The organism is Streptomyces canus (assembly GCF_001514145.1).
GTDB lineage: Bacteria > Actinomycetota > Actinomycetes > Streptomycetales > Streptomycetaceae > Streptomyces > Streptomyces canus.
In genome coordinates, this window is the sequence record NZ_KQ948661.1 from 96,517 (window position 1) to 120,358 (window position 23,842).

Sequence of the window (23,842 nt, forward strand, 5' to 3'; positions counted from 1 at the left end):
GAGCGGACCATGCGCAGCAAACTCGTCCTGCACGCCGTCGACTCGCACACCGAGGGCATGCCCACCCGCGTGATCACCGGCGGCATCGGCACGATCCCCGGCGCGACCATGAACGAGCGGCGGCTGTACTTCCGTGAGCACCGCGACGACATCAAGCAGCTCCTGATGAACGAGCCGCGCGGGCACTCCGCGATGAGCGGCGCGATCCTCCAGCCACCGACCCGCCCGGACTGCGACTGGGGTGTCGTGTACATCGAGGTCTCGGGCTATCTGCCGATGTGCGGACACGGCACGATCGGGGTGGCGACCGTGCTGGTGGAGACCGGCATGGTCGAGGTCGTCGAGCCGGTCACCACGATCCGGCTCGACACCCCGGCGGGCCTGGTCGTCGCCGAGGTCGCGGTGGAGGACGGCAGGGCGAAGCACGTCACGCTGCAGAACGTGCCGTCCTTCGCCGTCGCCCTCGACCGCAAGATCGCACTGGCCGACGGGCGGACGGTGACCTATGACCTGGCGTACGGCGGCAACTTCTACGCCATCCTTCCGCTGGACCAGTTCGGGCTGCCCTTCGACCGCGCCCGCAAGGACGACATCCTGAAGGCGGGGCTGTCCCTCATGGAGGCGATCAACGCCGACGAGGAGCCCGTCCACCCCGAGGATCCGTCCATCCGCGGCTGTCACCACGTCCACCTGATCGCGCCCGGCGCGACCGCCCGCCACTCCCGGCACGCGATGGCCATCCACCCCGGCTGGTTCGACCGCTCCCCCTGCGGCACCGGCACCAGCGCGCGCATGGCCCAGCTGCACGCGCGCGGCGAACTCCCGTTGCACACCGAGTTCGTGAACGAGTCCTTCATCGGGACGCGGTTCACAGGCCGGCTCCTCGGCACCACCGAGGTGGCGGGCCGCCCCGCCGTCCTGCCCAGCTTCACCGGGCGCGCGTGGATCACCGGCACGGCCCAGTACCTGCTCGACCCGACCGATCCGTTCCCGGCGGGGTTCGTCCTGTGAGCCCCGGGGGCGTCGAGGATAATGCGGGTGCCGCGTGACATTGCACCACTAGGAGATGCCCCTCATGGCCGCCCAGCGATCCAGCACCCCCGCTCTGCCCGTCCTCGGCGGCAAGAAGAGCAGCTACCGGGAGCGGGTCGCCGACGCCCTGCGGGCCGCGCTGATCGCGGGCGAACTGCTCCCGGGCCAGGTGTACTCGGCACCCGCGCTCGCCGCCCGCTTCGGTGTGTCGGCCACCCCCGTGCGCGAGGCCATGCTCGACCTCGCCAAGGAGGGCCTGGTCGACACCGTCCCCAACAAGGGCTTCCGGGTCACCGCGGTCTCCGAGAAGCAACTCGACGAGTACACCCACATCCGCTCGCTCATCGAGATCCCCACCGTCGTGGAGCTGGCCTCGACCGCCGACCCGGTCTCCCTGGAGGCGCTGCGTCCCGCCGCCCGGGAGATCGTCCAGGCGGCGGTGTCCGGTGACCTCATCGCGTACGTCGAGGCCGACACCCGCTTCCACCTCGGCCTGCTCGCTCTCGCGGGCAACGCCCATCTGGTCGAGGTGGTCGGCGACCTCCGCAAGCGGTCACGGCTCTACGGCCTCACCCCGCTGGTGAAGTCCGGCCGCCTGCTGGCCTCCGCCGAGGAGCACCTCGAACTCCTCGACGCACTGATCGCCCGCGACGAGCGGGCGGTCCACGCGGTGATGACCCGGCACATCGGACACGTCCGGGGGCTGTGGGCGGCGAAGTAGCCGCGACAGCCCCCGGCTGGACCGAAGGCGTCAGGACTTCACGCACTCCCGCCCGTTGAGGGAGAAGTCGTACGCCGGGGCGTTCCTGCCCTGCCAGGAGGCGAGGAAGCCGACGGAGAGCGAACCGTGCGCGGGGACCGACTTGTTGTAGTCGGCGGCGCTCGCGGTGACCTTCGCGCCGCTCTGGGTGTAGCTCCCGTCCCACATCTGCGTCACCTTCTGGCCGTCCTTGAAGGACCAGGTGACCCGCCAGTCGCTGAGGGCCTCGGTGGTGGTGACGGTGACTTCGCCCTGGAAGCCGTCGGGCCACTGGTTGACGAGGGTGTACTCGACCTGGCAGGACGGCGTGACGCTCTCGCCGGGCTCCGGTTCCTCGGCACCGGCGGAGGAGGTCCCCTGGGGTTCCGGGTCGGAGTTCTTCGCACCCGTGGACTCGGACGGGTTCCCGCTGGGCGTCTGCGACGGGCCCGCCGAGCCGGGCGCCCGGGACGTGGCGGCGGGGACCGACGAGCTGGGGTTGGCCACCGGCTGGCCGTCGGCGGAGGTACCGGTGCCGGGCTTGGCGGCACTGTTCCCCGTGTCGCCGCCCGGCGACATCGAGACGGCGAGCGCGAGCAGGGAGACGAGGACGGCCGCGACGAGCAGGCCGTTGCGCACGACCTTCGCCTTGTGCGCGCCGGGGTTCGGCGGCCCGCTCTCCAGTGCCTCCGGCCGCCCCGCCCCAAGGCGTACCTCGGCGGCCCGGCGGCGGCGCTCCAGATAGGCGAGCCCGCCCCAGCCGATCACCCCGCCCGCGAGGGCCGCGGGCAGCCCGCCTCCCTGCAGTCGAAGACAGGCGGCGGCCTCCGCGCACTGCCTGCACCTCGCGAGGTGGCGGGAGAGATCGTCCGGGGTCTCGCCGGAGGTGGACCGGGTGACGGCGTCCAGCAGCCGGGCGTAGCTGCGGCACTGGGCGTCCATCGGCATGTCGAGATGGTTGCGGTGGCTGCGGTCCCTGAACAGGCCGCGCACCTGGGCGAGTTCGTCGCCCACGGTGGCCGGGTCGAGGCCGAGCCGGCGGGCCACCGCGGACAGCGGCAGCGCCTCGACCTCGGCCAGCCACAGCAGTTCGGCGTCCGCCGCCTGCAGATCGCGCAGTCCGCGCAGCGCGATCGGTCGCTGGAGCGGCGGGCCGGTGTAGCGGGCGGCCTTGTCGGAGTTGAGCCACAGCCGCAGATCGGGGTCGAGCCGGTGGCCCAGGCCCCGGGTCTCCCACTCCGCCGCCGTCGTGCGAACGGCGGTCAGCAGCAGCGGTATTCGGGGCAGCCGGGCCGGACGGCGGCCGGCGCCGCGGGCAGCGGCCTCCGCCTCACGGGCCTCGCGCATGCCGAGGGAGAACGCCTCGGTGGCCAGTTCGGTGGCGGCGGTGGAGCCGGCCGTGCACAGATCGGCGTACGACAGCACGGCATCCCAGCACTCGGAGAACAGCGCGGCCTCGGCGGCGTCCTGGGGGGTCGGCAGGTCGGGCATGGGTCTCCTGCATCCAAAGCGAGGTCAACTCGCCATACTGGCAAAGGAGTTGGGGGGAACCTCGCGGCAGGACAGGACCCTTTCACGTCTCCCACACAACTGACAAGCAGGCTATTCAAATCGGTTACCGAGGGTTCGCGCCAGTGGCCGGAGCGCACGACCGGGAGCGCTGTTACGAGAGTTATACGGAAAGAACGCCGGGAAATCTCGATACCGGGTGCATCTCATCGCGAAATGTGCGGAGCAGCGCGGCCACTCCGGTCACCTTGTCGACAAATCCTTCGGCACATAAGCGCGGGCCGCGGAACCCGAAGGTCTCCGCGGCCCGCGCCGCATCCGTTTCGGCGGTGCCGGGTTACACCTCGACCGGCTCCTGCGCCGGAAGGCTGTCCATGAAGGAACTCACGGAGAAGACGGCACGGCCGGGTCCGGGCGGGCCGTAGCCGGGAGGCGAGGACAGGCCGAAGTCGTCCATCGTCTGCCGATAGGCCTGCAGCAGCCGGATGTGGTACTCCAGCGGCGCGCCCTGCGGGTTGGCCTTGCCGAGCGGGGTCGTGGGCTCCGGGCACCACGTGGTGAAGCGGGGTGTGATGCCGTGCGACATGAAGAAGCGCAGGCCCTCCGTCGTGGACGCGATGGCCTCGTCGACCGTCTTGAAGCCGAACGGCTCGGCCATCTCCACGCCCGCCACGAAATTGGGGATCACATTGCGCGCACCGAAGATCTCCGCCGAGTCCAGGATCCGCTTGTGCCACTCGTCCCGGCCGACGTACCGCTCCTTGCCCGGGCAGAACATCTTGAAGAGATACTCGTCCCACACCTCGTAGTTGGGGTGGTAGATCTGCACGCCGTAGTCCTTGAAGCGCTGCACGTCGTCCTTCGGCAGCGCCTGCGCGACGACCTTGCCGATCCAACGGCCCGGGAAATGCTCCTCGATGGCCTTCGCATACATGCCGTAGAAGTCGGCCTCGTCCCGGCCCTGGAGCTTCGAGGTGATCGCGCCGCCGGTGAGCGTGTAGGCCGTGGAGACCTTGGCGGTGTCGTACCGGTCGATGATCTCGAGTGCCTCCAGGACTTCGTCCACGTCCTTGACGCCCGTGTACGGCCGCCCCGCCGCCTTGTGCTGGCGCCAGTTGTGGTTGATGTCGCAGTACTGGCACTCCTCCTTGGCGCCGAAGTACTGGCACACCCGGAAGACGGTCAGATAGATCAGGTAGCCCCACTGGATGGTCGGCGCGACCTCCATCACGGACTTCCCGTTGGAGAGCTTGTGCCGGTAGTACTCCGGCATCGGCGGCACGCCCACGTCGGCGATCCGCTTGCCGTCGAGGTAGAGCCCGAGCATCCCGGAGTCGTCGGCCGCCACCCGGTAGGGCGAGGCGGGGTTCACCCGCACCGACACCACGGTCCGCCTGAGGTCGTACGGCCCGCCGGTGAGGATGATCTCCTCCGGCGGGCGCCGCAGCGCGGCCTCGCCGAGCTCCGGCAGGGTGCCGTGGTCGAAGGAGAAGATGAAGTACGACTTCGGCTTCATCTCCCCCGACTCGTTGTCGCTGAGGGCGGACGGGTCGAAGGCCACGCCACCTCGCAGCAGGTCCTCTTTGAAGACGGCTTCCCGCGGCACCTGCGGAAACCGCTCCATCAGATCCTCGACCAGCGCGGTACGGCTGCCCATCCCGTGTCTCCTCCCGGCTCAGACGTACGACCGACTCCTCACGGTATGCCCTCGCGCCGGCATCACCCGTGCCGGGTCCCCTCGCGGCGAGCTATATGGGTGGGTACAGGCGTTTCCTGCGGCAGCAGCGGGTCGGGAACAGGCGCGTCCCAGGTCGACGTGAGCGGAAGCACACCGGCCCACAGCCCCAGCACCGCGTCCGGTCCGTCACCGTCGTCGGGCGCACCGGTACGGATCTTGACGGACGCCTCCTCGAGGGAGACGGCGAGCAGGGTGGTGGCCGCGAGTTCCTTGCGGCTCGGCTGCCGGGCGTACGCCCACTGTCCCGGCGCCGCGTGGTCGGTCAGCAGACGCAGGCCCGCCAGCTTCTCCTGCGGATCGGTCACCTTGCGGGCCTCGCCGTGGATCATGGCGCTGCGGTAGTTGACGCCGTGCTCGAAGACGGACCGCGCGAGGACCAGCCCGTCGACGTGCGTGACCGTGACACAGACCGGAGCACCGCCCGCGAGGCTGCGGCCGGCCACCGAGCCGTGCACGTACAGCTGTCGCGCGTCCCACCCGTACACCGTGGGCACGACCAGGGGCCGCCCCTCGACCACCACACCTAGATGACAGACGAATCCCGCGTCGAGGATCGCCTCCAGATCGGCCCGGTCCAGGCTGCCCTGCTCGCGCAGGCGGCGATGCCGGGTGAGCTCGGTCTGCGGGAGGGACGCGGGGAGGCGTTGGGGGCGAGGTTCCAGGTGTGGTTCGGGGCTCATGACCAGGCAGGCTACTCACGCCGCAGGCAGGCCCCGGACCAGGCAGGCTGCCGACGCGTCAGGCCCCGCGCGCCAGAGCCTCGAACGTCACCGGGAACGCCACCCCTGCTCCGGACACCACCCGCTCGGCCTCTTCCGCGACCGCCAGGCCCAGCCGCGCCAGTTCGTTGCCCTGCGACCCCGCGAGGTGCGGCGTGACGAAGGCACCCGGGAGCTCGTGCAGCGGCGAGTCGACGGGCAGGGGCTCCGGGTCGGTGACGTCGAGGACCGCGGAGAGGCGGCCCGACCGCAGTTCCGCGACGAGCGCGTCCGTGTCGACGAGCGACCCGCGCGCGGTGTTGACCAGCACCGCTCCGTCCGGCATCAGGGCCAGCTCGCGGCGACCGATGAGATGCCGGGTCTCGGGGGTCTCCGGGGCGTGGACGGTCACGATCTCCGAGGTGCGCAGGAGCTCGTCCAACGGCAGCAGCGGGACGCCCAGCTCCGAGGCCGCGCTCTCGTCGACGTACGGGTCGGTCAGACTCACCGAGAGGTCGAACGGCCGCAGCAGCTCGATCACCTTCCGCCCGATCCGGGACGCCCCGATCACGCCGACCCGCCGTCCGTGGTTGCCGATGCCGGGCACGACCCCCCAGCCGGGAGACGCCCCCTCGGTGCGCAGCCGCTCCCGGCGCACGAAGACGTCCTTGCCGGCGAGCAGGATCACGGCGAGCGTGTACTCGGCGACGGGCACCGCGTTGGCCTCGGCCGCCGAGGACACGGCGATCCCGCGCCGCCAGATCTCGGGAGTGGCGAAACTCTTGACCGAGCCGGCCGAATGCAGGACGGCCCGGAGTTTCGGGGCCGCGTCGAGGACGGCCGCGTCCAGGCGGGGGCAGCCCCAGCCGGTCACGAGGATCTCGGTGCGGACCAGGACGTCCGCGAGCGCCGGGTCGGTGAGGTCCTCGGCCACCAGCCCGGGATCGATGTCCACGGACTCCCGCAGCCGTGCCAGCACCTCGGGCGGGAAGACGAGCGGCACGTTCTCGGCGGTCATGGCGAACAGCGCCTGGGGTCGCTCGGGCAAGGTGATGATCCTCCAGGCCGACGGAAAGCTTGTAGTAACCGCTCTCTACGGTAGGCCCCGACAAATGAGAGGGTCAACGCATACACACTTCCGGGAGGAACGACGGACATGTCGGAGACGATCACCAACTGGGCGGGGAACATCACCTACTCCGCCAAGGAACTGCACCGGCCGTACTCGCTCGACGGGGTCGCCGCCCTGGTGGCGGGCAGCACGAGCGTGCGGGTGCTGGGCAGCGGGCACTCCTTCAACGAGATCGCCGAGCCGGGCCCCGAGGGCGTGCTGCTGTCGATCGCCGACCTGCCGCCGGTGATCGACGTGGACACAGCGGCCCGTACGGTACGGGTCTCGGGCGGCGTCCGCTACGCCGAACTCGCCCGCGCGGTGTACACCCACGGCCTCGCGCTGCCCAACATGGCTTCGCTGCCGCACATTTCCGTGGCCGGCTCGGTGGCGACCGGCACCCACGGCTCGGGCGTGGGCAACGGTCCGCTCTCGTCGGCCGTGCGCGAGGTGGAGCTGATCACGGCGGACGGCTCCGTGCCGGCCATCGGCCGGGACGACCCGCGCTTCGGCGGGGCGGTCACCTCGCTGGGCGCCCTCGGTGTCGTCACCGCGCTCACCCTGGACCTCGTGCCCTCCTTCGACGTGGAGCAGTACGTCTTCACCGAACTCCCCCTCGCCGGGCTGGACTCGGCGACCTTCGAGACGGTCATGGCATCGGCGTACAGCGTCAGCCTGTTCACCGACTGGCGGGCGCCGGGCTTCCGGCAGGCATGGGTCAAGCGGCGGACGGACCAGCCGCTCGCCGACTTCCCCTGGGCCGCGCCCGCCACCGAGAAGATGCACCCGGTGCCGGGGATGCCCGCGGTCAACTGCACCGAGCAGTTCGGGGTGGCGGGTCCCTGGCAGGACCGACTGCCGCACTTCCGGGCCGAGTTCACACCGAGCAGCGGGACGGAGCTCCAGTCGGAGTACCTGCTGCCGCGGGAGCACGCCGTCGAGGCGCTGCACGCGGTGGACGGCATCCGGGACACGGTCGCCGGGGTGCTCCAGATCTGCGAGGTGCGGACCGTGGCCGCCGACGAGCAGTGGCTGAGCCCCTCCTACGGCCGGGACACCGTGGCCCTGCACTTCACCTGGATCGAGGACACCGCGGCGGTCCTGCCGGTGGTGCGCCGGCTGGAGGAGGCGCTGGACCCCTTCGACGCGCGACCGCACTGGGGGAAGGTCTTCACCACGCCCGCGGACCTGCTGCGCGAGCGCTACCCGAGGCTCGGCGACTTCCGGAAGCTGGCGCGTGAGCTGGACCCCGAGGCAAAATTCGCCAACGCCTTCGTCCGGACCGTACTCACCGACTGACTTTATAAAGCCCCTTTCCTAACCCCTTGTACAAAGTCCCCCGCAGCCCATAATCTTGCGCCGCGCCGGTGCCACTGTCGTCCCGGCATGAGCGAAGGGATGGGGGCCGGCCCCGATGAAGCGCACATCACGTGACATCCGCACCGCGAACCGCTACGAGGTGTTGCGCCAGATCATCGCCGAGTCACCCACCTCCCGGCAGGAACTGGCGGCGGCCACCGGGCTGAGCCTGGCCACGGTCGCCACGCTCGTGGGCGAGCTGCTCGACCTCCGCATGACCACGGAGGTCGGGTTCGAGGAGTCGGCAGGCGGGCGCCCCCGGGGGCTCGTGGCGGTCAACGCGTCGGGGGGCGCGTTGATCGGCGTGGACATCGCGGAGACGTACGTCCATGTCGAGCTGTTCGACCTCGCGCTGAACGTGCTGGCCCGCGCCGAGGAGGACGTCCGTCCCGGCGAGAGCCTCCCCGAGCAGGTGGTCGGCCATGTCGCCGCCGCCGTCGGCTCGGTGGTGACGCAGGCCGGGATCGAGGGTGCCCGGGTGCTCGGTGTCGGCGTGAGTGTGCCGGGGCAGGTGGACCGCGCCACCGGCATCTCGGAGTACGCGCCCAACTGGGACTGGCACGACGTGCCGCTGGTCGACCTGCTCTCCGAGTACATCGCCTACCCGCTCTACCTGGACAACCCGCTGCGTGCCGTCGCCGTGGCCGAGCTGTGGTTCGGGGCGGCGCGCGGGAGCGGGAACGCCGTGGTGGTCACCCTCGGGACCGGCGTGGGCGCCGGGCTCGTCCTGGGCGGCGCGCTGCATCGCGGTGTCTCCAACAGCGCCGGCGAGTGGGGCCACAACACGATCGTCCTGGACGGACGCCTGTGCCGCTGCGGCAACCACGGCTGTGTGGAGACGTACGTGGGCGCGCCCGGGATCATGCTGAACCTGCGGGAGCTGAGCCCCGACAGCGAGTTGCTGCACCCGGGAGACCAGACGGCGACGATCGCCGCTCTGGCCCGGGGGATGCTCACCCAGGACCCGGTGGCGGTCAAGGTCGTCCGGCACACCGCCCGCTATCTGGGCGCCTCCATCGCGCATCTGGTCAACCTGTTCAACCCCGAAGTGGTCGTGCTCAGCAGCTGGGTCGCGGCCGCCCTCGGCGAGCCCCTGGTCGCGGAGGTGCGCGAGGCCGTCGCCCGGCACGCGCTGCCCCGGCCGATGGCCGCCACCGAGATCGTCCTCTCCCCGATCCCGACGGACCCGGCGTGCCTGGGCGCGGCGACCTTCGCGCTCGAAGGGGCGCTGCAGTCGGTCGGGCAGAGGTCAGCGAAACGCACCACCCCGGCAAGGACCAAGACGCACAACCCCCGCTAGGAGCCGTACCGCACCACCTTCATGACGACGGAAGGGATGCACGTGTCTCACCCCCACCGCACGAGATCGGCCCTGCTGACAGCCGCAGCCGCGTTCGCTGTCGCGGGACCCCTGATATCCGCCCCGCCCGCCTCGGCCGCCACCCCCACGGTGGCCGAGGTGTCCCCGCACGCCGCCCAGACCATCGACAACATCGGTGCCTCGGGCGCCTGGTGGGTCAACGACCTGAAGAACTTCGACCCGAAGGTCCAGGCCCGGGTGTCCAAGCTGCTGTTCTCCAAGGACGGCCTGGCGCTGAGCAGTTACCGCTACAACATCGGCGGTGGCGGCACCGGCGTGACCTACGCGCCGCGTGCCCCCGAGACCTTCGTCAAGGACGACGGGTCGTACGACTGGAGCAAGGACAAGGCGGGCCGTACGTTCCTGTACGCGGCCGCCAAGTACGGCGTGAAGGACCTGATCGCCTTCGTCAACAGCGCGCCCGCGCAGTGGAAGACCAACGCCAAGAGCTGCGGCGGCTATCTGAAGGCGGAGGACACGCAGGACTACGCGAAGTACGTCGCGGACGTCACCGACCACTTCGCCGAGCAGGGCGTGCGGTTCGACTACATCAGTCCCTTCAACGAGCCGACCAACAGCTTCGACGACTGCGGCCAGGAGGGCATGCTGGTTCCCGTCGATCAACGCGACGACATCGTGCGGGCGTTGGGCGCCGAGCAGCAGGCCCGCGGCCAGCGGACCGGCATCATCGCGGACGAGTCCAGCAGCACGGTGAGCTTCAACACCGAGGTCCCGCAGTGGATCTCGCAGCCGGACACCGCCCAGTACGTCGACAAGCTCGCCCACCACACGTACAACAACCCGGGCGACGACCAGCGGGCGAAGATCTACGAGACGTCCAAGTCGGTCGGCAAGCAGTCCTGGTCCACGGAGATCTGCTGCTTCGGCAAGGGCGGCACGGGCTGGGCGCAGGAGTACGACCCCACGATCGACGGTGGTCTGAACCTCTCCCGGATCATCTACAAGGACTTCGCGACCGCGCACGACTCGGCGTTCCAGTGGTGGGTCGCCCTGTCGGAGCAGATCGGCTCCGACCCCCTCGCGAAGAACAGCGAGGGCTGGAACGACGGTCTGATCTACTACGACCCGAACTACGCCACCAACGGCAACCAGACCCTGTACTTCACCAAGCGCTACTACGCGCTCGGCCAGTACAGCAAGTTCGTCCGGCCGGGCTCGGTCGCCCACAACGTGACCGGCGTACCGGACGGCGTCGAGGTGTCGACGTACGACGACCACGGCAAGTGGGTGGCGGTGGTCAACAACCACAACACCACCGACACTGCCTTGCAGTTGCACTTCAACAGCAAGGCTCCGGTGCGCGTGAGCAAGGCCGTGCGGACCTCGGCGACCGAAAGCTGGGCGAACGTCACCAAGCCCTCGGTCAAGGGCGGCACGGCCTCGGCGACCCTGCCGGCCCGGTCCATCACGACGTACGTCCTCGACCAGAAGGGCCACGGCACTTCGGCGGTCACGGGCGCGCTCCAGGGCAAGCAGTCCGGCAAGTGCCTGACCGCGAACGCCTCGGGTGCGGCGATCAGCAGCTGCACGGGCGGGTCCGAGCAGGTGTGGTCGTACGACGCGAAGGGCCGCCTGAAGGGCGTGAACGGCTATCTGACTGCGGGGAGTTCGGGGCTCACGACGAACCCTGAGGCGACCCGTGACGGCAGCCAGCAATGGCTGCTGAACTCCAACGGCCAAGTCGTCAGCGAGGCGTCGGGCACCTGCCTGGACGTCGGCGGACAGGCGACGGCCGAGGGCAGCAAGGTCGGCCTGTGGACCTGCAACGGCGGGACCAACCAGGCCTGGTTCAAGCAGTAACACACCACCTTTGCAAGGGGGTTGCGGGCCGCTGGTGCGGCGGCCCGCAACCCAGGGGTGTCCGGTATACCGAACGCCACACAACGCTTCGTGCAGACTTCGTCCAACCCCTTGCCGAAGCCTTAGCCGAAGGTTAACGTCCCGCACCGCAGGTCCATTTGAGCCACCTGGCACTGAGCCGCAGAGCCATGGCACAGAGCCGCAGCCGTATTCGAGACAAGGACGTCAGCATGTCGGCAATGAGCAGCACCAACTGGAACCGTCGAAACGTTCTGCAGGCCGCGATGGGCCTTGCCGCCGCGGGCGGTCTGGCCGCGTGCGGCGGGAACACCGGGCGGAGCAGCGGAGGATCGGGCGACGCCCTCACCCAGTACTTCCACGCCTACGGCGAGGCGGGCACGGAGCAGGCCATCAAGAAGTACGCGGCCGCGTACAAGAAGGCCAACGTGAGCACCAACTGGATCACGGGCAACAACTTCGAGTCCGCGCTCTTCGCGGCCCTGCTCACCAAGAAGGCACCCGACGTCTTCGAGTTCCACCCGCAGCTGCAGCTCGTCAAGAGCGGCCAGGTGGCGGACCTGACCGACCTGATCGACCCGGTCAAGGACGACTTCAACCCGAACGACATCAAGTCCCACACGGTCGACGGGAAGATCTACGGGATACGGATGATCGACGACCCGCAGTTCTTCTACTACCGCAAGTCGATGTTCGAGAAGGCCAAGGTCCAGGTCCCCACCACCCTGGAGGAGCTGATCGAGGCCGCCGCCAAGCTCACCACCGGCAAGGTCAAGGGCGTCTTCCTCGGCAACGACTTCACCGCGATCCAGAACGTCATCATCTGGTCCGCCGGCGCCGACACCATCAACGAGAAGAACGAGATCGCCTACCACACGGACGGCGTCGTCGAGGGCCTCAAGCAGCTGCGCCAGCTGTTCACCAGCGGCAACGTGCTCCTGGACGCCCCCACCGACTTCTGGGACCCCTCCTCGCTCAACCAGGGCCTGTGTGCCATGCAGTGGGGCGGCATGTGGTCCATGCCGGCCATGCAGCAGGCGCTCGGCGACGACCTGGGCATCTTCCCGTTCCCGAAGATCGGGTCCGCGGGCAAGCAGTCCGTCTACAACGGCGGCTGGTCGATCTTCGTCAACGCCAAGGGCAAGAACGTCGAGGCGGCCAAGGAATACGTCAAGTGGCTGTGGATCGACCAGAAGCAGTACCAGGAGGACTGGGCTACCTCGTACGGCTTCCACATCCCGCCGCGCACCTCGATCGCCAACTCGGCGACCAAGCTCAAGACCGGCCTGCCCGCCGAGGGCGTGAAGCTCTTCACCGACTACGGCCACTTCGACAACATCGCCTACGACCAGACGATGCAGACCGCGTTCGCCGAGGTGATCGCGTCCTCCGTCCGTAAGAACGGCAACCCGGAGGCGGCGCTCGACACCGCCGACAAGAAGGTCAACGTCGAACTCAAGAAGCTGTTCGGATAGGCCGCAGGGAACCCCACGACATGTCGACCACCACCACGCGCGGGGTCGCCCAGCCCGCCCCGGCCAAGGCCCCTCCGGCCCGGCCGCGGCGGGGCCTGCGGGGCAACCCCACCTTCAACTTCTGGCTCTTCACCGGGCCCTTCCTCATCGGCCTGGTGATCTTCGTCTTCGTTCCGATCTTCTGGAGCGTCTGGCTCAGCTTCTTCGACGCGCGGTACACCGTCACGCCAAGCCGCTTCATCGGGTTCGACAACTACAAGCAGATCCTGACCAACAGCAACTTCCCCGACTCACTGCTGACGTTCAGCGTGTTCGCCGCGTTCATCGTGCCGACCACCTGGGCGCTGTCACTGGGTCTGGCGCTGCTGGTGCACCGGCTGCGGTTCATGCGGGCGTTCTTCCGCTCGGTGTTCTTCCTGCCGACCGCCGTCTCCTACGTGGCCGCCGCGCTGATCTGGAAGATGTCCATCTTCAGCGGTGTCCGCTTCGGTCTGATGAACACCGTCCTCGGCTGGTTCGGCGTCGAGAACATCGCCTATCTGGCCAACCCCAGTCCGCCCTGGTACTGGGTGGTCATCGTGAGCCTGCGGCTGTGGATCCAGTCCGGCTTCTACATGATCCTGTTCCTGGCGGCGCTGCAGAACATCCCGGGCGAGCTGTACGAGGCCGCGGCCATCGACGGCGCCAAGCCGGGCTGGCAGACCTTCCGGTACATCACGCTGCCGCAGCTGCGCGCCACCTCGACCGCCGTGATCCTGCTGCTGCTCATCGCCGCGTACCAGGCGTTCGACGAGTTCTTCAACATCATCGGGCAGAACGCGACCTGGGCCCAGACACCGCTCATGGAGCTCTACAAGACGGCGCTCGGCACCAGCCAGGACTACGGGGCCGGCAGCGCGGGCGCGGTCATCCTGTCACTCCTCATCTGCCTCGTCACCCTGATCCAGGGCAAGTGGATGGGCTTCGGAAGGGGGGAGGAGGGCAAGTGACCACCACCGCACCTCAGCTCGGCAAGCAGCGTAAGAAGGGCCGGGACGTCCTCGGCAACGCAGGACTGTACGTAGCCGTCGGCATCGCCGCCCTGCTGTTCCTGATCCCCTTCTACCTGATCGTCCGCAACGCCCTCTCCACGGATCTCGAGATCACGGGCGAGAACTGGAAGGTGCTGCCCTCCTTCCAGTGGGGCAACATCTCCGAGCTGTTCGACGACCCCACGGTCGAGTTCGGCCGCTCCATGGTGAACTCGCTGGTCGTCGCCGTCTCGACCACCCTGGGCACCCTCCTGGTGTGTTCCCTGGCCGGCTACGGCCTGGCCCGCATCCCCTACAAGCACGCCAACAAGGTCTTCTACGCCGTCCTGGCGACCCTGATGGTCCCGACGGCCGTGACCTTCGTGCCCAGCTTCGTGCTGGTCTCGTCCCTCGGCTGGGTGGACACGTATCGTGGTCTGATCATCCCGGGCCTGTTCAGCGGTTTCACCTGCTTCCTGTTCCGGCAGTACTTTCTGGGATTCCCGAAGGAGCTGGAGGAGGCGGCACGCGTGGACGGGCTCGGCTACTGGGGCGCGTACTGGCGGATCGTCGTACCCAACTCACTGAACTTCTTCGCGGCCATCGCCACGATCACGTTCATCAGCGCCTGGAACTCCTTCCTGTGGCCCCTGGTCATGGGTCAGGACCCGAGTTCCTGGACCGTCCAGATCGCACTCTCCTCCTTCATGACCAACCAGACCGTGAACTTCCACCTGATCTTCATGGCCGCCGCCATTTCCATCCTGCCCCTGGTGTTCGTGTTCCTCTTCCTCCAGCGCTGGCTGGTCCAGGGAATCGCGCAGACCGGCATCAAGGGCTGACACCTCTCAGGACCTGGAGACCGATGTCTTTCCGCACGACCAGCGCTTTCGACTACGTCGAGGACGTATCCCCGGGCAGCGGGGCCCTTCCGCCCCGCGCCTGGTACGCCTCCTCGGACGCGAAGGCCCTGTCCCTCGACGGCGCCTGGCGCTTCCGGCTGTCGGCGACCGCCGACGCCGAGGACGACTCCTTCGCCGAGGAGGGATACGACGCCGACGGCTGGGCCGAGGTCACGGTCCCCGGGCACTGGGTCCTCCAGGGAGACGGGGCCTTCGGGCTGCCCATCTACACCAACCACCTCTACCCCTTCCCGGTGGACCCGCCGCACGTCCCGACGGAAAACCCGACCGGCGACCACCTGCGCGTCTTCGACCTGCCGGAGGACTGGCCCGCCGACGGCGGCGCGGTCATCCGGTTCGACGGTGTCGAGTCCTGCGCCCGGGTCTGGCTCAACGGCGCGGACATCGGCGAGTTCAAGGGCTCCCGCCTCGCGCACGAGTTCGCCGTCGGCCATCTGCTGAAGCCGAAGGGCAACGTCCTCGCGGTCCGGGTGCACCAGTGGTCGGCCGGGTCCTACCTGGAGGACCAGGACCAGTGGTGGCTGCCGGGCATCTTCCGTGAGGTGACCCTGCTGCACCGCCCGGCGGGCGCCGTCCTGGACTTCTTCGTGCACGCCTCCTACGACCACCTCACGGGCGAGGGCACCCTGCGCGTCGACTCCGACGTCGACGGACGGGTACTCGTCCCCGCGCTCGACATCGATGTCGCCACCGGCGAGTCCGTGACGGCCCTCGTGGCCCCGTGGAGCGCCGAGAGCCCCCGGCTCTACGACGGTGAGCTGGTCACCGAGGGCGAGCGGATCCCGCTCAGGATCGGCTTCCGTACGGTCGTCCTCGAAGACGGTCTGATCAAGGTCAACGGCACGGCGGTCCTGTTCAAGGGCGTCAACCGGCACGAGTGGCACCCCGAGAAGGGCCGCACCCTCGACCTGGAGACCATGCGCGAGGACGTGCTGCTGATGAAGCGGCACAACATCAACGCCGTGCGCACCTCGCACTACCCGCCGCACCCGGCCTTCCTGGACCTGTGCGACGAGTACGGCCTGTGGGTCATCGACGAGTGCGACCTGGAGACCCACGGCTTCACCGAGCAGGACTGGCGGGACAACCCCGTCGACGACGACCGCTGGACCCCGGCCCTCCTGGACCGCGCGGCCCGCATGGTCGAACGCGACAAGAACCACCCCTCGATCGTCTTCTGGTCGCTGGGCAACGAGGCCGGCACCGGCCGCGGTCTGACCGCGATGGCCGAGTGGATCCACGGCCGGGACTCCTCGCGCCTGGTGCACTACGAGGGCGACTGGAACTGCCGGGACACCGACGTGTACTCGCGGATGTACGCGAACCACGCCGAGGTCGAGCAGATCGGCAAGGAGCTCGACGGCGGCACCCACAAGCGCCGCGGACTCCCCTTCATCCAGTGCGAGTACGGCCACGCCATGGGCAACGGCCCCGGTGGCATCGCCGACTACCAGGAGCTCTTCGAGAAGTACGACCGTCTCCAGGGCGGCTTCATCTGGGAGTGGATCGACCACGGCGTCAAGCACGCCGAGCTCGGTTACGCCTACGGCGGCGACTTCGGCGAGGAACTGCACGACGGCAACTTCGTCTGCGACGGCCTGATCTTCCCGGACCGCACGCCCTCCCCCGGCCTGATCGAGTACAAGAAGGTCATCGAGCCGGTCCGCATCGACGGCGCCGACGGGACCGTACGGATCACCAACACGTACGACTTCGCCGACCTGTCCGGGCTCGCCTTCGAGTGGTCGTACCAGGTGGACGGCGAGACGGTCGAGGCCGGCACGCTCTCGGTGCCGGCCCTGGCACCCGGGGAGTCGGCGGACCTGAAGCTCCCGGAGCCGCCCGCACACGAGGCCGCGGAGGCGCAGTGGACGGTGCGGGCGCTGCTGGCGTCCGACACGTCCTGGGCGCCGAAGGACCACGTCGTCGCATGGGGCCAGTTCCCCGCTTCCTCAGGGGTACGGCCCTCCGTCACGCCCACCGACCGGCCGGTGCGCGGCGAGAAGCTGATCACCCTGGGCCCGGCGTCCTTCGACGGCCGTACCGGCGCCCTCAAGGCGATCGGCGGGGTCGCCGTCGAGAGCCCGCGGCTGGACGTGTGGCGGGCGACGACCGACAACGACGAGGGCACTGAGTGGGCCACCGGCATCCGCTACAGCTCTCTGTGGCGGACCCTGGGCCTGCACAGGATGCGGCACCGGCTGTCCTCGGTGGAACTCGGCGAGGACGCGCTGACGGTCCGGACCCGGGTGGCGCCCGCCGCTCGCGAGGTGGGCCTGGGTGTGGTCTACCGCTGGACCTCGGACGGCTCGCGGCTCCGCCTGACGGTGTCCGTCGGCCCCGAGGGCGAGTGGACCCAGCCGCTGCCCCGGCTCGGCATCCGGCTCGGACTCCCCGAGGCCGACCAGGTGAAGTGGTTCGGCGGCGGGCCCGGCGAGGCCTACCCGGACACCAGGAAGGCGTCCATGGTCGGACGCTGGCAGGCGAGCGTGGACGGGCTGCAGACGCCGTATCTGCGCCCGCAGGAGAACGGCGCCCGCGCCGACGTCCGCTGGGTGGAGCTCGGCGGTCTGCGGATCGAGGGCGACCCGGAGTTCTCCTTCACCGCCCGGCGCTGGACGACCGAACAGCTGGACGCGGCCGCCCACCTCACCGACCTCACCCCCGGTGACACGGTCTGGGTCAACCTCGACCACGGCCACCACGGCATCGGCTCGCAGTCCTGCGGACCGGGGCCGCTGCCGCAGTACCACCTGCGGGCCGAGCCGGCGGAGTTCTCGTTCGTCTTCTCGGTGCTCTCCCGGTGACCTCCTGGTGATCGATTAGTCCAATTCACCAGTGGATTAATCCATTGCCAATGTGATCGGGATTCTGCGACGGTCATGGTGTACCCGCGGCCGGTCGGCCTTCCAAGCCGACCGGCCGCAACTCTTGTTCGCAACAAGGGAGTTCACAGCGTGCCCGGAAGCATCGAGGTTCGCGGCCTGTCCCGCACCTTCCATACCACCGTCCGTCGCCCCGGCCTCGCCGGCACCCTTCGCTCCCTGGTCAACCCGGAGCGGGTCGCCAAGCACGCGGTCTCGGACATCACTTTCGACGTGGCGCCCGGCGAACTCCTCGCGCTGCTCGGCCCGAACGGCGCCGGCAAGTCCACCACCATCAAGGTGCTCACCGGCATCCTCACGCCCACCTCCGGCGAGGCCCGGGTGGCGGGCGTGGTGCCGTACCAGGATCGCGAACGCAACGCCCGTAACATCGGCGCGGTGTTCGGGCAGCGCACCCAGCTGTGGTGGGACCTGCCGGTGCGCGAGTCGTTCTCGATCCTCAGGGACATCTACGAGGTGCCGAAGGCCGAACACGCCGCGCGCCTCAAGGAGTTCGACGACATCCTGGAACTGTCCACGTTCTGGGACACCCGGGTGCGCCATCTCTCGCTGGGCCAACGGGTGCGCTGCGACCTGGCCGCCGCGCTGCTGCACGACCCGCCGGTCGTCTTCCTCGACGAGCCGACCATCGGCATGGACGTGGTGGTCAAGGAGCAGGTGCGGGAGTTCCTGCGCCACCAGGTGGAGGAGCGCGGCCGTACGGTCCTGCTGACCACCCACGACATGACCGAGGTCGAGCGGCTCGCCGAGCGGGTCGTCCTGATCAACCACGGCAGGCTCGTCCTGGACGGCAGCCTCGACGAGATCCGCCGCAGGTTCGGCTCCACCTGGCAGGTCCGCGCGACCCTCGCCGACGCGCACACGGACGTCGTCCCGTTGCCGGGGATCGCGGTGCTGCGCAAGGAGGGCCCCCAGGTCGTGTTCGGCCCCGAGAGCCCCGACGGACCGGACTCCCCCACAGTGCACCAGGCCCTGAAGGCGGTCATCGAGCGGTACGAGGTGACGGGCGTCGCCATCGACGAGGCCGACCTCGAAGACGTGATGCGGGCGGCCTACGTCCACGCGGAACCCGCGACCGAGGCGGTCTGACATGGCCGTCCTGCACGCCTGGCGCGCCGCCCGCGTCACCCCGCTCGGTGAGCTGCACGCGCCGCCCCGGATGACGGCCGTCCTGGTCCGCCTGGCCGTCCAGGTGGTCCTGGTGGCCTCCCTGTGGCACGGCCTGTACGCACACACCGGCACCACCGCGGGCCTCACCGAGGGCCAAGCCGTCACGTACGCCGTGCTGGCCGTACTCGCCTCCCGCCTCAGGGAGTTGGACCAGTACGCGGGCCGGGACACCGTGCTCCAGCACATGCACTTCGGCACCATCGTCTACTGGTATCTGCGCCCGCTGCCGCCCCAGCGCTACCACGCTCTGCGCGCCCTCGGTGAGCAGGTGTACGGCTTCGCGTGGGCGCTCGGCGGCTATCTGGTCTGTCTGGCGGCCGGGGTGGTGGACCCGCCCAGGTCGGCAGCCGTGGCAGGGGTGTTCGCGCTGAGCCTGCTGCTGGGCCAGTGTGTCCTGTACTTCGTGCTGCTCACCCTGGACCAGCTGTGCTTCTGGACGGTCCGCAACAACGCGGCGATGCTGATCCTGATCTTCGCGCAGAACCTGCTGTCCGGTGTGTACGCGCCGCTGTGGTTCTTCCCGGACTGGTTCATCACGCTGAGCGGATTCCTGCCGTTCCAGGCCACGTTGAGCGTGCCGCTCTCCCTCTACATCGGGCGCATCCCGCTCTCCGACGCCTTCGAACAGCTGGCGATCCAGGCGTTCTGGGTCGTGGCGCTCTTCCTGTTCACCCGTTTCCTGTGGCGGCGGGCCGCCCGCCGCGTCATCTCCCAAGGAGGCTGAGGCCAGTGAACGGCATGCGGATCGCGTGGCGCGTCACGCGTCTCAACTTCCGTGCCCAGCTGGAGTACCGCACCGAGTTCCTGCTGATGATCGCGATCGGCGCGATCTGGCAGGTGTCGGTGATCGTGTTCGCCACGGTGCTGCTGACCCGGTTCACCGGGATGGGCGGCTGGGACAGCTCGGAGGTCCTGCTGATCCCGGCGACGAGGATGCTCGCGCACGGGCTGTTCGTCCTGTTGCTCGGCCGGGTGCACGGCGCGGGCCGGCAGATCCAGGAGGGCAGGATCGACATCTACCTGACCCGCCCGATGCCCGTGTACCGCCAACTCCAGCTGGCCTTCTTCCCCACCAACGCGATCGGCGACCTGACGGTCGCGGTGGGCCTGATGGTCGGCGCGCTGAGCCGCAGCCAGCTGGACTGGACACCGGGCCGCATCTCCTACCTGATCGCCGCCGTCATCGGCGGCATGTTCCTGGAGGCGGCCCTCTTCACGGCGATCACCTGCGCGGCGCTGCGCTTCCCGGCCGCCGACTACTGGAGCCGCTGGCTGGAGGAACTCCTCGGCACCTTCGGCAGCTACCCCCTCAACGTCCTCCCGAAGGCGGTGGGCGGCCTCCTCACCTACGGCCTCCCCCTCGCCTTCGTCGCCTACTTCCCGGCAGCGGTCCTGACCGGCCACGGCCACGACACCGGCGTCCCGTACTGGCTGGCGGCGGTGTCGCCACTGCTGGGCGTGGTGGCGTATCTGGGGTCGCGGGTGCTGTGGGGGTGGAGTCTTCGGCATTATGCGGGGGTGAACGGGTGAGGTCGGACCCTGCCCGGGGGACGCGGTCTCAGGCCCGCCGGACGGGGGTGAACAGGGCCGTGATCGCAATCAGTACACAGCACGCGCCGGCGGCCAAGCCGACCGGGGCCGTGCCCTGGTGTTCGGCCGCCCAGGTGAGGACGGCCGCGCCGATCGGGGCCGCTGAGTAGTGCAGGGTCCAGAACGCGGCGGTGACCCGGCCCAGGAGCGGTTCCGGGGTGACCTCCTGGCGTAGGGACATGGAGCAGGTGCCCGCCACGGCGACGCAGGCCAGGAAGGCGGCGCTCAGGGCCGCGACGACGGGCACGTCCCGCGCCCAGCCCATGCCGGCGAAAGCGAGCCCGCACACCGCGACCGCGGCCGTCCAGGTCACGCCGAAGCCGAGCCGGCGGCGGGCCCGGGCCACCAGCAGGGCGCCGGTGATCGTTCCGAGCGCGCCGACGGCCATGACGGTGCCGACCGTGTCGTCGCCGTGGCCCAGGTCGTGCTTGAGGTGGTAGATGATCAGGTCGTTCAGGCCGAAGGTGAGGAAGCTGAAGACGAACAGCAGCGCGGTGAGCGTACGCAGGACGGGGTGGCTGCGCAGGAAGGTCGCTCCGGTCCGCAAGTCCCGCCACAGGCCGGTGCGTTCGCCGTCGGCTCCGACGGCCCGCGCCCTGAACCGTACGAAGGCCGTGCACAGCGCCGACACCCCGAAACTCGCGGCGTTCACCCCGACGGCGGCGGCCGGTCCGGTCCAGGCGGCCACCATGCCCGCGCACAGCGGGCCCAGTACGCCGGCCGCCGCCGCGGTCGCGTTCAACCGCCCGTTGGCCTCGGTCAGTTGCCCGGTCCCGACGAGACTCCGTACGACGGTGACGTAGCCGACGGCGAACAGTGTGCCGACGGCCTCGCACAGCGGCAGGACCGCGTACAGCAGCCAGACCTGCGGCCCGAACAACCACACCACCGGGATCACGCCGTACAGCACCAGGCGCACCAGGTCGCAGCCGATCAGCAGCCGGCGCCGGTCGACCCGGTCCACCACGACCCCGGCGAACACCGCCGCCACGACCGCCGCCGCCCCACCCACCGCCGTCAGCAGCCCCATCCGCGCGAGGGAGCCCGTGGCCTCCAGCACCAGCAGGGGCAGGGCGATCAGGGCGAAGGAGTCGCCGAGGACGGAGAGGGTCTGGGCGGCCCAGAAGACGGCGAAGTCCCGTTGCCGCCAGAGCGGGCGCGGCTCGTCGTCGGACTTCGGGGAAGCCGTACGGCCATCGGACTCCCCGTCACGCCGCGCCTCGTACGCCATGCTCCTCCCCAGGTCCCGGACAACCTGGGCAACCTTAGAGCCGCCGCCACCGGCACGGAAACGACTTTCGGCGCCCGTGCCCTGCGCCCCGGGCATCGCGGGATGTGGTGCGCCGGGAGCCCGCCTAGTCCGTCCGCGCGGGGTGGCCGGGCGAGCCCGACCCCCGTGTGGGAGAGGGCGGTTCGCCCGTTCCGTGCCACGGACCGGTCTCCAGGGACCGGATCCCGGGAATCGGGGACGGCAGCAGCCACAGCACGGACAGCACCCCGCCGACGGCGACCGTCACCAGGGTCGCCCGGAGGCCGAAGGCCGTGGCCAGCACGCCTCCGGCGAGGGCGCCGAGGGGGCGGATGCCGTAGTTGACGGTGCTGTAGGCGCCCACCACACGGCTGCGCAGGGCGTCCGGAGTCACCACGGCCTGCAGCGAGTTGAGGTTGACGTCGAACCACATGACGCCCACACCGACCAGGAAGTACGCGGCACCCAGGAGCCCGGCGGCCGCCCAGGCCGGCCCGCCGGCGATCGCGGCCAGGGCGAAGGGCGCCGGGAACAGTACGGCCCCGACGGTGACGGACCGCCCCACCCCGATCCGCCTCGACACGCGCGGAGCGGTCAGCGCCCCGACGAGGGAGCCGGCCGCCCCGATGCCGAGGGTCAGCCCGATGGCGCCCGGGGACAGCCCGAGCTCGCGGTCGGCGAACAGCACGACCATGCCGGTGCCCGCGAGAAAGGTGAAGAAGTTGACGGTCGTGGAGCACCCGAGGCCCGCCCGCAGTACCGGCTGCCGTACGACGAAGGCCAGGCCCTCGCGGGCGTCACGCAGTAACGCGGGCATCGCGGCGCCGGTACGGGCGGCGGGTGCGGGCTCGTCGACCGCGACCCGGTTCAGCAGCAGGGCGGAGACCAGGAAGGACACGGCGTCCGCGACCACGGCGACCGGCGCGCCCAGTGCCTGGACGAGCCCGCCGCCCGCCGCGGGACCGGCGATGAAGGAGGCCGAACGGGCCGCGCTGAACTTGCTGTTGGCGTCGACGTACGACGAACTCTGCACCAGCCGTGCGAACAGCGGCATCCACGCGCACCCGGCCACCACGCCCGCGAACCCGGTCAGCAGCGCCACCGCGTACAGCTGACCGAGGGTGAGGGCGTCCCACAGATACGCGAGGGGCAGCGACAGCAGTACGACCGCCCGTACCAGGTCGGTGACGACGAGCAGCCGCCGCTTGTGGGCCCGGCCGTCGACCCACGCCCCCAGTACCAGGGCGAGCAGGTTCGGCGCCCAGGCAAGTGCGATGAGCCAGGCTACCTGCCCGGCCGAGGCGTCCAGCACCCCGACTGCGATCAGCGGCACCGCCACCTCGGAGACTCGGTCGCCGAACTGTGAGACGGCGCTGCTCGCCCAGCACCGGACGAAGCGCGGGTCACGCCACAAGGAGTCCTGCCCCGCTTCGCGTGTCATGCGGTCGTACCGGCGTCGCCGGTACCGTCGGCCGCCTCCGGCAAGGCGTACAGGAGCATCCGCACACCCCTGCTCCCCTGCGGCCGCCGCGCGGGATCGCGGGTGACGTACGGCGCGAGGAGTTCCTCCATCGCGTCCTTGAGAGCGGCGAGTTCATCGGCGGTGACCACGATCCGGGTGTTGTTCGCGACAACCTTGCCGACCCACTCCTGTTCCAGTCCGGGACCGGTCTCGGTGAGCCAGCGCATCGGAAGGTCGGCGGTACGGGCGAACATCTCCCCGGCCAGCAACTGGGCCGCGGCCCGCCCGTCCTCGTCCTCGGGCGTCTCGAACCGGAACCCGCGCGCCACGGCCTCCCAGCGCCGCTCCCGCCGGTCCGCCCCGCCTTCGACGGCGTCCCGGACCAGCCCGAAGCCCGCGAGATGCCGTAGATGCCAACTCGCGACCGATGGTGTCGCCCCGACGTGCGGGGACAACTGCGTGGCGGTGGCCGGACCATGCCGCTGGAGGCGTTCCAGGATGGCCAGCCGTACGGGGTGCGCGAGCGCCCGCATGGCCTTCGGATCGGTGATCTCCATATCGCCGAAGCGATTGTCGGACTGCATGTCATGAGAGTGTCCTCTCACATATTGTGAGAGTCAACTCTCAGATCAGACTGGGCTGTTCAGCGCCCGGTACGCGGCGGCTGCAGACGGGCCGCCAACCTGCGGCCCC

Annotated in this window: 19 protein-coding genes; 12 read left to right on the forward strand and 7 right to left on the reverse strand. The window is 69.8% G+C overall.

Annotated features, from left to right (window positions below):
* Positions 1–9 precede the first annotated feature (9 nt).
* Together AQJ46_RS20290 and AQJ46_RS20295 are read left to right on the forward strand one after the other, a co-directional pair.
* Positions 10–1,011, forward strand: a complete 1,002-nt coding sequence (locus tag AQJ46_RS20290; RefSeq protein ID WP_059206955.1) for a proline racemase family protein — start codon at positions 10–12, stop codon at positions 1,009–1,011.
* 64 nt (positions 1,012–1,075) lie between these two features.
* A complete protein-coding gene (locus AQJ46_RS20295) occupies positions 1,076–1,753 on the forward strand; it encodes a GntR family transcriptional regulator (RefSeq protein WP_057610980.1) in 678 nt (225 codons plus the stop codon).
* Between the two features lie 30 nt (positions 1,754–1,783).
* On the opposite strand, the gene AQJ46_RS20300 is transcribed toward AQJ46_RS20295, so the two are convergent.
* From AQJ46_RS20300 to AQJ46_RS20315, 4 genes are all read right to left on the reverse strand, one after another.
* A complete protein-coding gene (locus tag AQJ46_RS20300) occupies positions 1,784–3,262 on the reverse strand; it encodes a cellulose-binding domain-containing protein (protein ID WP_059206956.1) in 1,479 nt (492 codons plus the stop codon).
* A gap of 355 nt (positions 3,263–3,617) precedes the next feature.
* A complete protein-coding gene (locus AQJ46_RS20305) occupies positions 3,618–4,937 on the reverse strand; it encodes a radical SAM protein (RefSeq protein WP_059206957.1) in 1,320 nt (439 codons plus the stop codon).
* Positions 4,938–4,999: 62 nt separating this feature from the next.
* Complete coding sequence (locus tag AQJ46_RS20310) at positions 5,000–5,698, reverse strand: pyridoxamine 5'-phosphate oxidase family protein (protein ID WP_059206958.1); 699 nt, start codon at positions 5,696–5,698, stop codon at positions 5,000–5,002.
* Positions 5,699–5,756: 58 nt separating this feature from the next.
* Positions 5,757–6,764 carry a hydroxyacid dehydrogenase gene (locus AQJ46_RS20315; RefSeq protein ID WP_059206959.1) on the reverse strand — a complete coding sequence of 336 codons (1,008 nt, stop codon included), beginning with the start codon at positions 6,762–6,764 and terminating at the stop codon, positions 5,757–5,759.
* Positions 6,765–6,872: 108 nt separating this feature from the next.
* On the opposite strand from AQJ46_RS20315, the gene AQJ46_RS20320 reads away from it, so the two are divergent.
* The 10 genes from AQJ46_RS20320 (at position 6,873) to AQJ46_RS20365 (ending at position 20,378) form a co-directional block, all read left to right on the forward strand.
* Positions 6,873–8,126 carry a D-arabinono-1,4-lactone oxidase gene (locus AQJ46_RS20320; RefSeq protein ID WP_059206960.1) on the forward strand — a complete coding sequence of 418 codons (1,254 nt, stop codon included), beginning with the start codon at positions 6,873–6,875 and terminating at the stop codon, positions 8,124–8,126.
* Between the two features lie 115 nt (positions 8,127–8,241).
* A complete protein-coding gene (locus AQJ46_RS20325; protein WP_059206961.1) occupies positions 8,242–9,486 on the forward strand; it encodes an ROK family transcriptional regulator in 1,245 nt (414 codons plus the stop codon).
* 36 nt (positions 9,487–9,522) lie between these two features.
* On the forward strand, positions 9,523–11,367 hold the full coding sequence (locus AQJ46_RS20330; protein ID WP_079072365.1) for a glycoside hydrolase: 1,845 nt from the start codon (positions 9,523–9,525) through the stop codon (positions 11,365–11,367).
* Positions 11,368–11,597: 230 nt separating this feature from the next.
* On the forward strand, positions 11,598–12,860 hold the full coding sequence (locus AQJ46_RS20335; RefSeq protein ID WP_059206963.1) for an ABC transporter substrate-binding protein: 1,263 nt from the start codon (positions 11,598–11,600) through the stop codon (positions 12,858–12,860).
* 20 nt (positions 12,861–12,880) lie between these two features.
* Positions 12,881–13,849, forward strand: coding sequence for a carbohydrate ABC transporter permease (locus AQJ46_RS20340; RefSeq protein WP_059206964.1), 969 nt, complete (start codon positions 12,881–12,883; stop codon positions 13,847–13,849).
* Positions 13,846–14,712: a carbohydrate ABC transporter permease gene (locus AQJ46_RS20345; protein ID WP_059206965.1), complete on the forward strand. Its 867-nt coding sequence runs from the start codon at positions 13,846–13,848 to the stop codon at positions 14,710–14,712. The genes AQJ46_RS20340 and AQJ46_RS20345 overlap by 4 nt, the downstream gene beginning before the upstream one ends.
* A gap of 23 nt (positions 14,713–14,735) precedes the next feature.
* Positions 14,736–17,600, forward strand: a complete 2,865-nt coding sequence (locus AQJ46_RS20350; protein ID WP_059206966.1) for a glycoside hydrolase family 2 TIM barrel-domain containing protein — start codon at positions 14,736–14,738, stop codon at positions 17,598–17,600.
* 150 nt (positions 17,601–17,750) lie between these two features.
* A complete protein-coding gene (locus AQJ46_RS20355; RefSeq protein ID WP_059206967.1) occupies positions 17,751–18,767 on the forward strand; it encodes an ABC transporter ATP-binding protein in 1,017 nt (338 codons plus the stop codon).
* 1 nt (position 18,768) lies between these two features.
* Entirely contained in the window at positions 18,769–19,572 is an 804-nt protein-coding gene (locus AQJ46_RS20360; RefSeq protein WP_059206968.1) for an ABC transporter permease, read from the forward strand.
* 5 nt (positions 19,573–19,577) lie between these two features.
* The gene (locus tag AQJ46_RS20365) at positions 19,578–20,378 is read left to right on the forward strand and encodes an ABC transporter permease (RefSeq protein WP_057610994.1); all 801 of its coding nucleotides are present in this window, start codon (positions 19,578–19,580) and stop codon (positions 20,376–20,378) included.
* Between the two features lie 28 nt (positions 20,379–20,406).
* On the opposite strand, the gene AQJ46_RS20370 is transcribed toward AQJ46_RS20365, so the two are convergent.
* From AQJ46_RS20370 to AQJ46_RS20380, 3 genes are all read right to left on the reverse strand, one after another.
* A complete protein-coding gene (locus tag AQJ46_RS20370) occupies positions 20,407–21,669 on the reverse strand; it encodes an MFS transporter (protein ID WP_059206969.1) in 1,263 nt (420 codons plus the stop codon).
* Positions 21,670–21,793: 124 nt separating this feature from the next.
* Entirely contained in the window at positions 21,794–23,128 is a 1,335-nt protein-coding gene (locus AQJ46_RS20375) for an MFS transporter (RefSeq protein WP_059206970.1), read from the reverse strand.
* A complete protein-coding gene (locus AQJ46_RS20380; RefSeq protein WP_059206971.1) occupies positions 23,125–23,733 on the reverse strand; it encodes an ArsR/SmtB family transcription factor in 609 nt (202 codons plus the stop codon). The genes AQJ46_RS20375 and AQJ46_RS20380 overlap by 4 nt, the downstream gene beginning before the upstream one ends.
* Between the last annotated feature and the right edge of the window lie 109 nt (positions 23,734–23,842).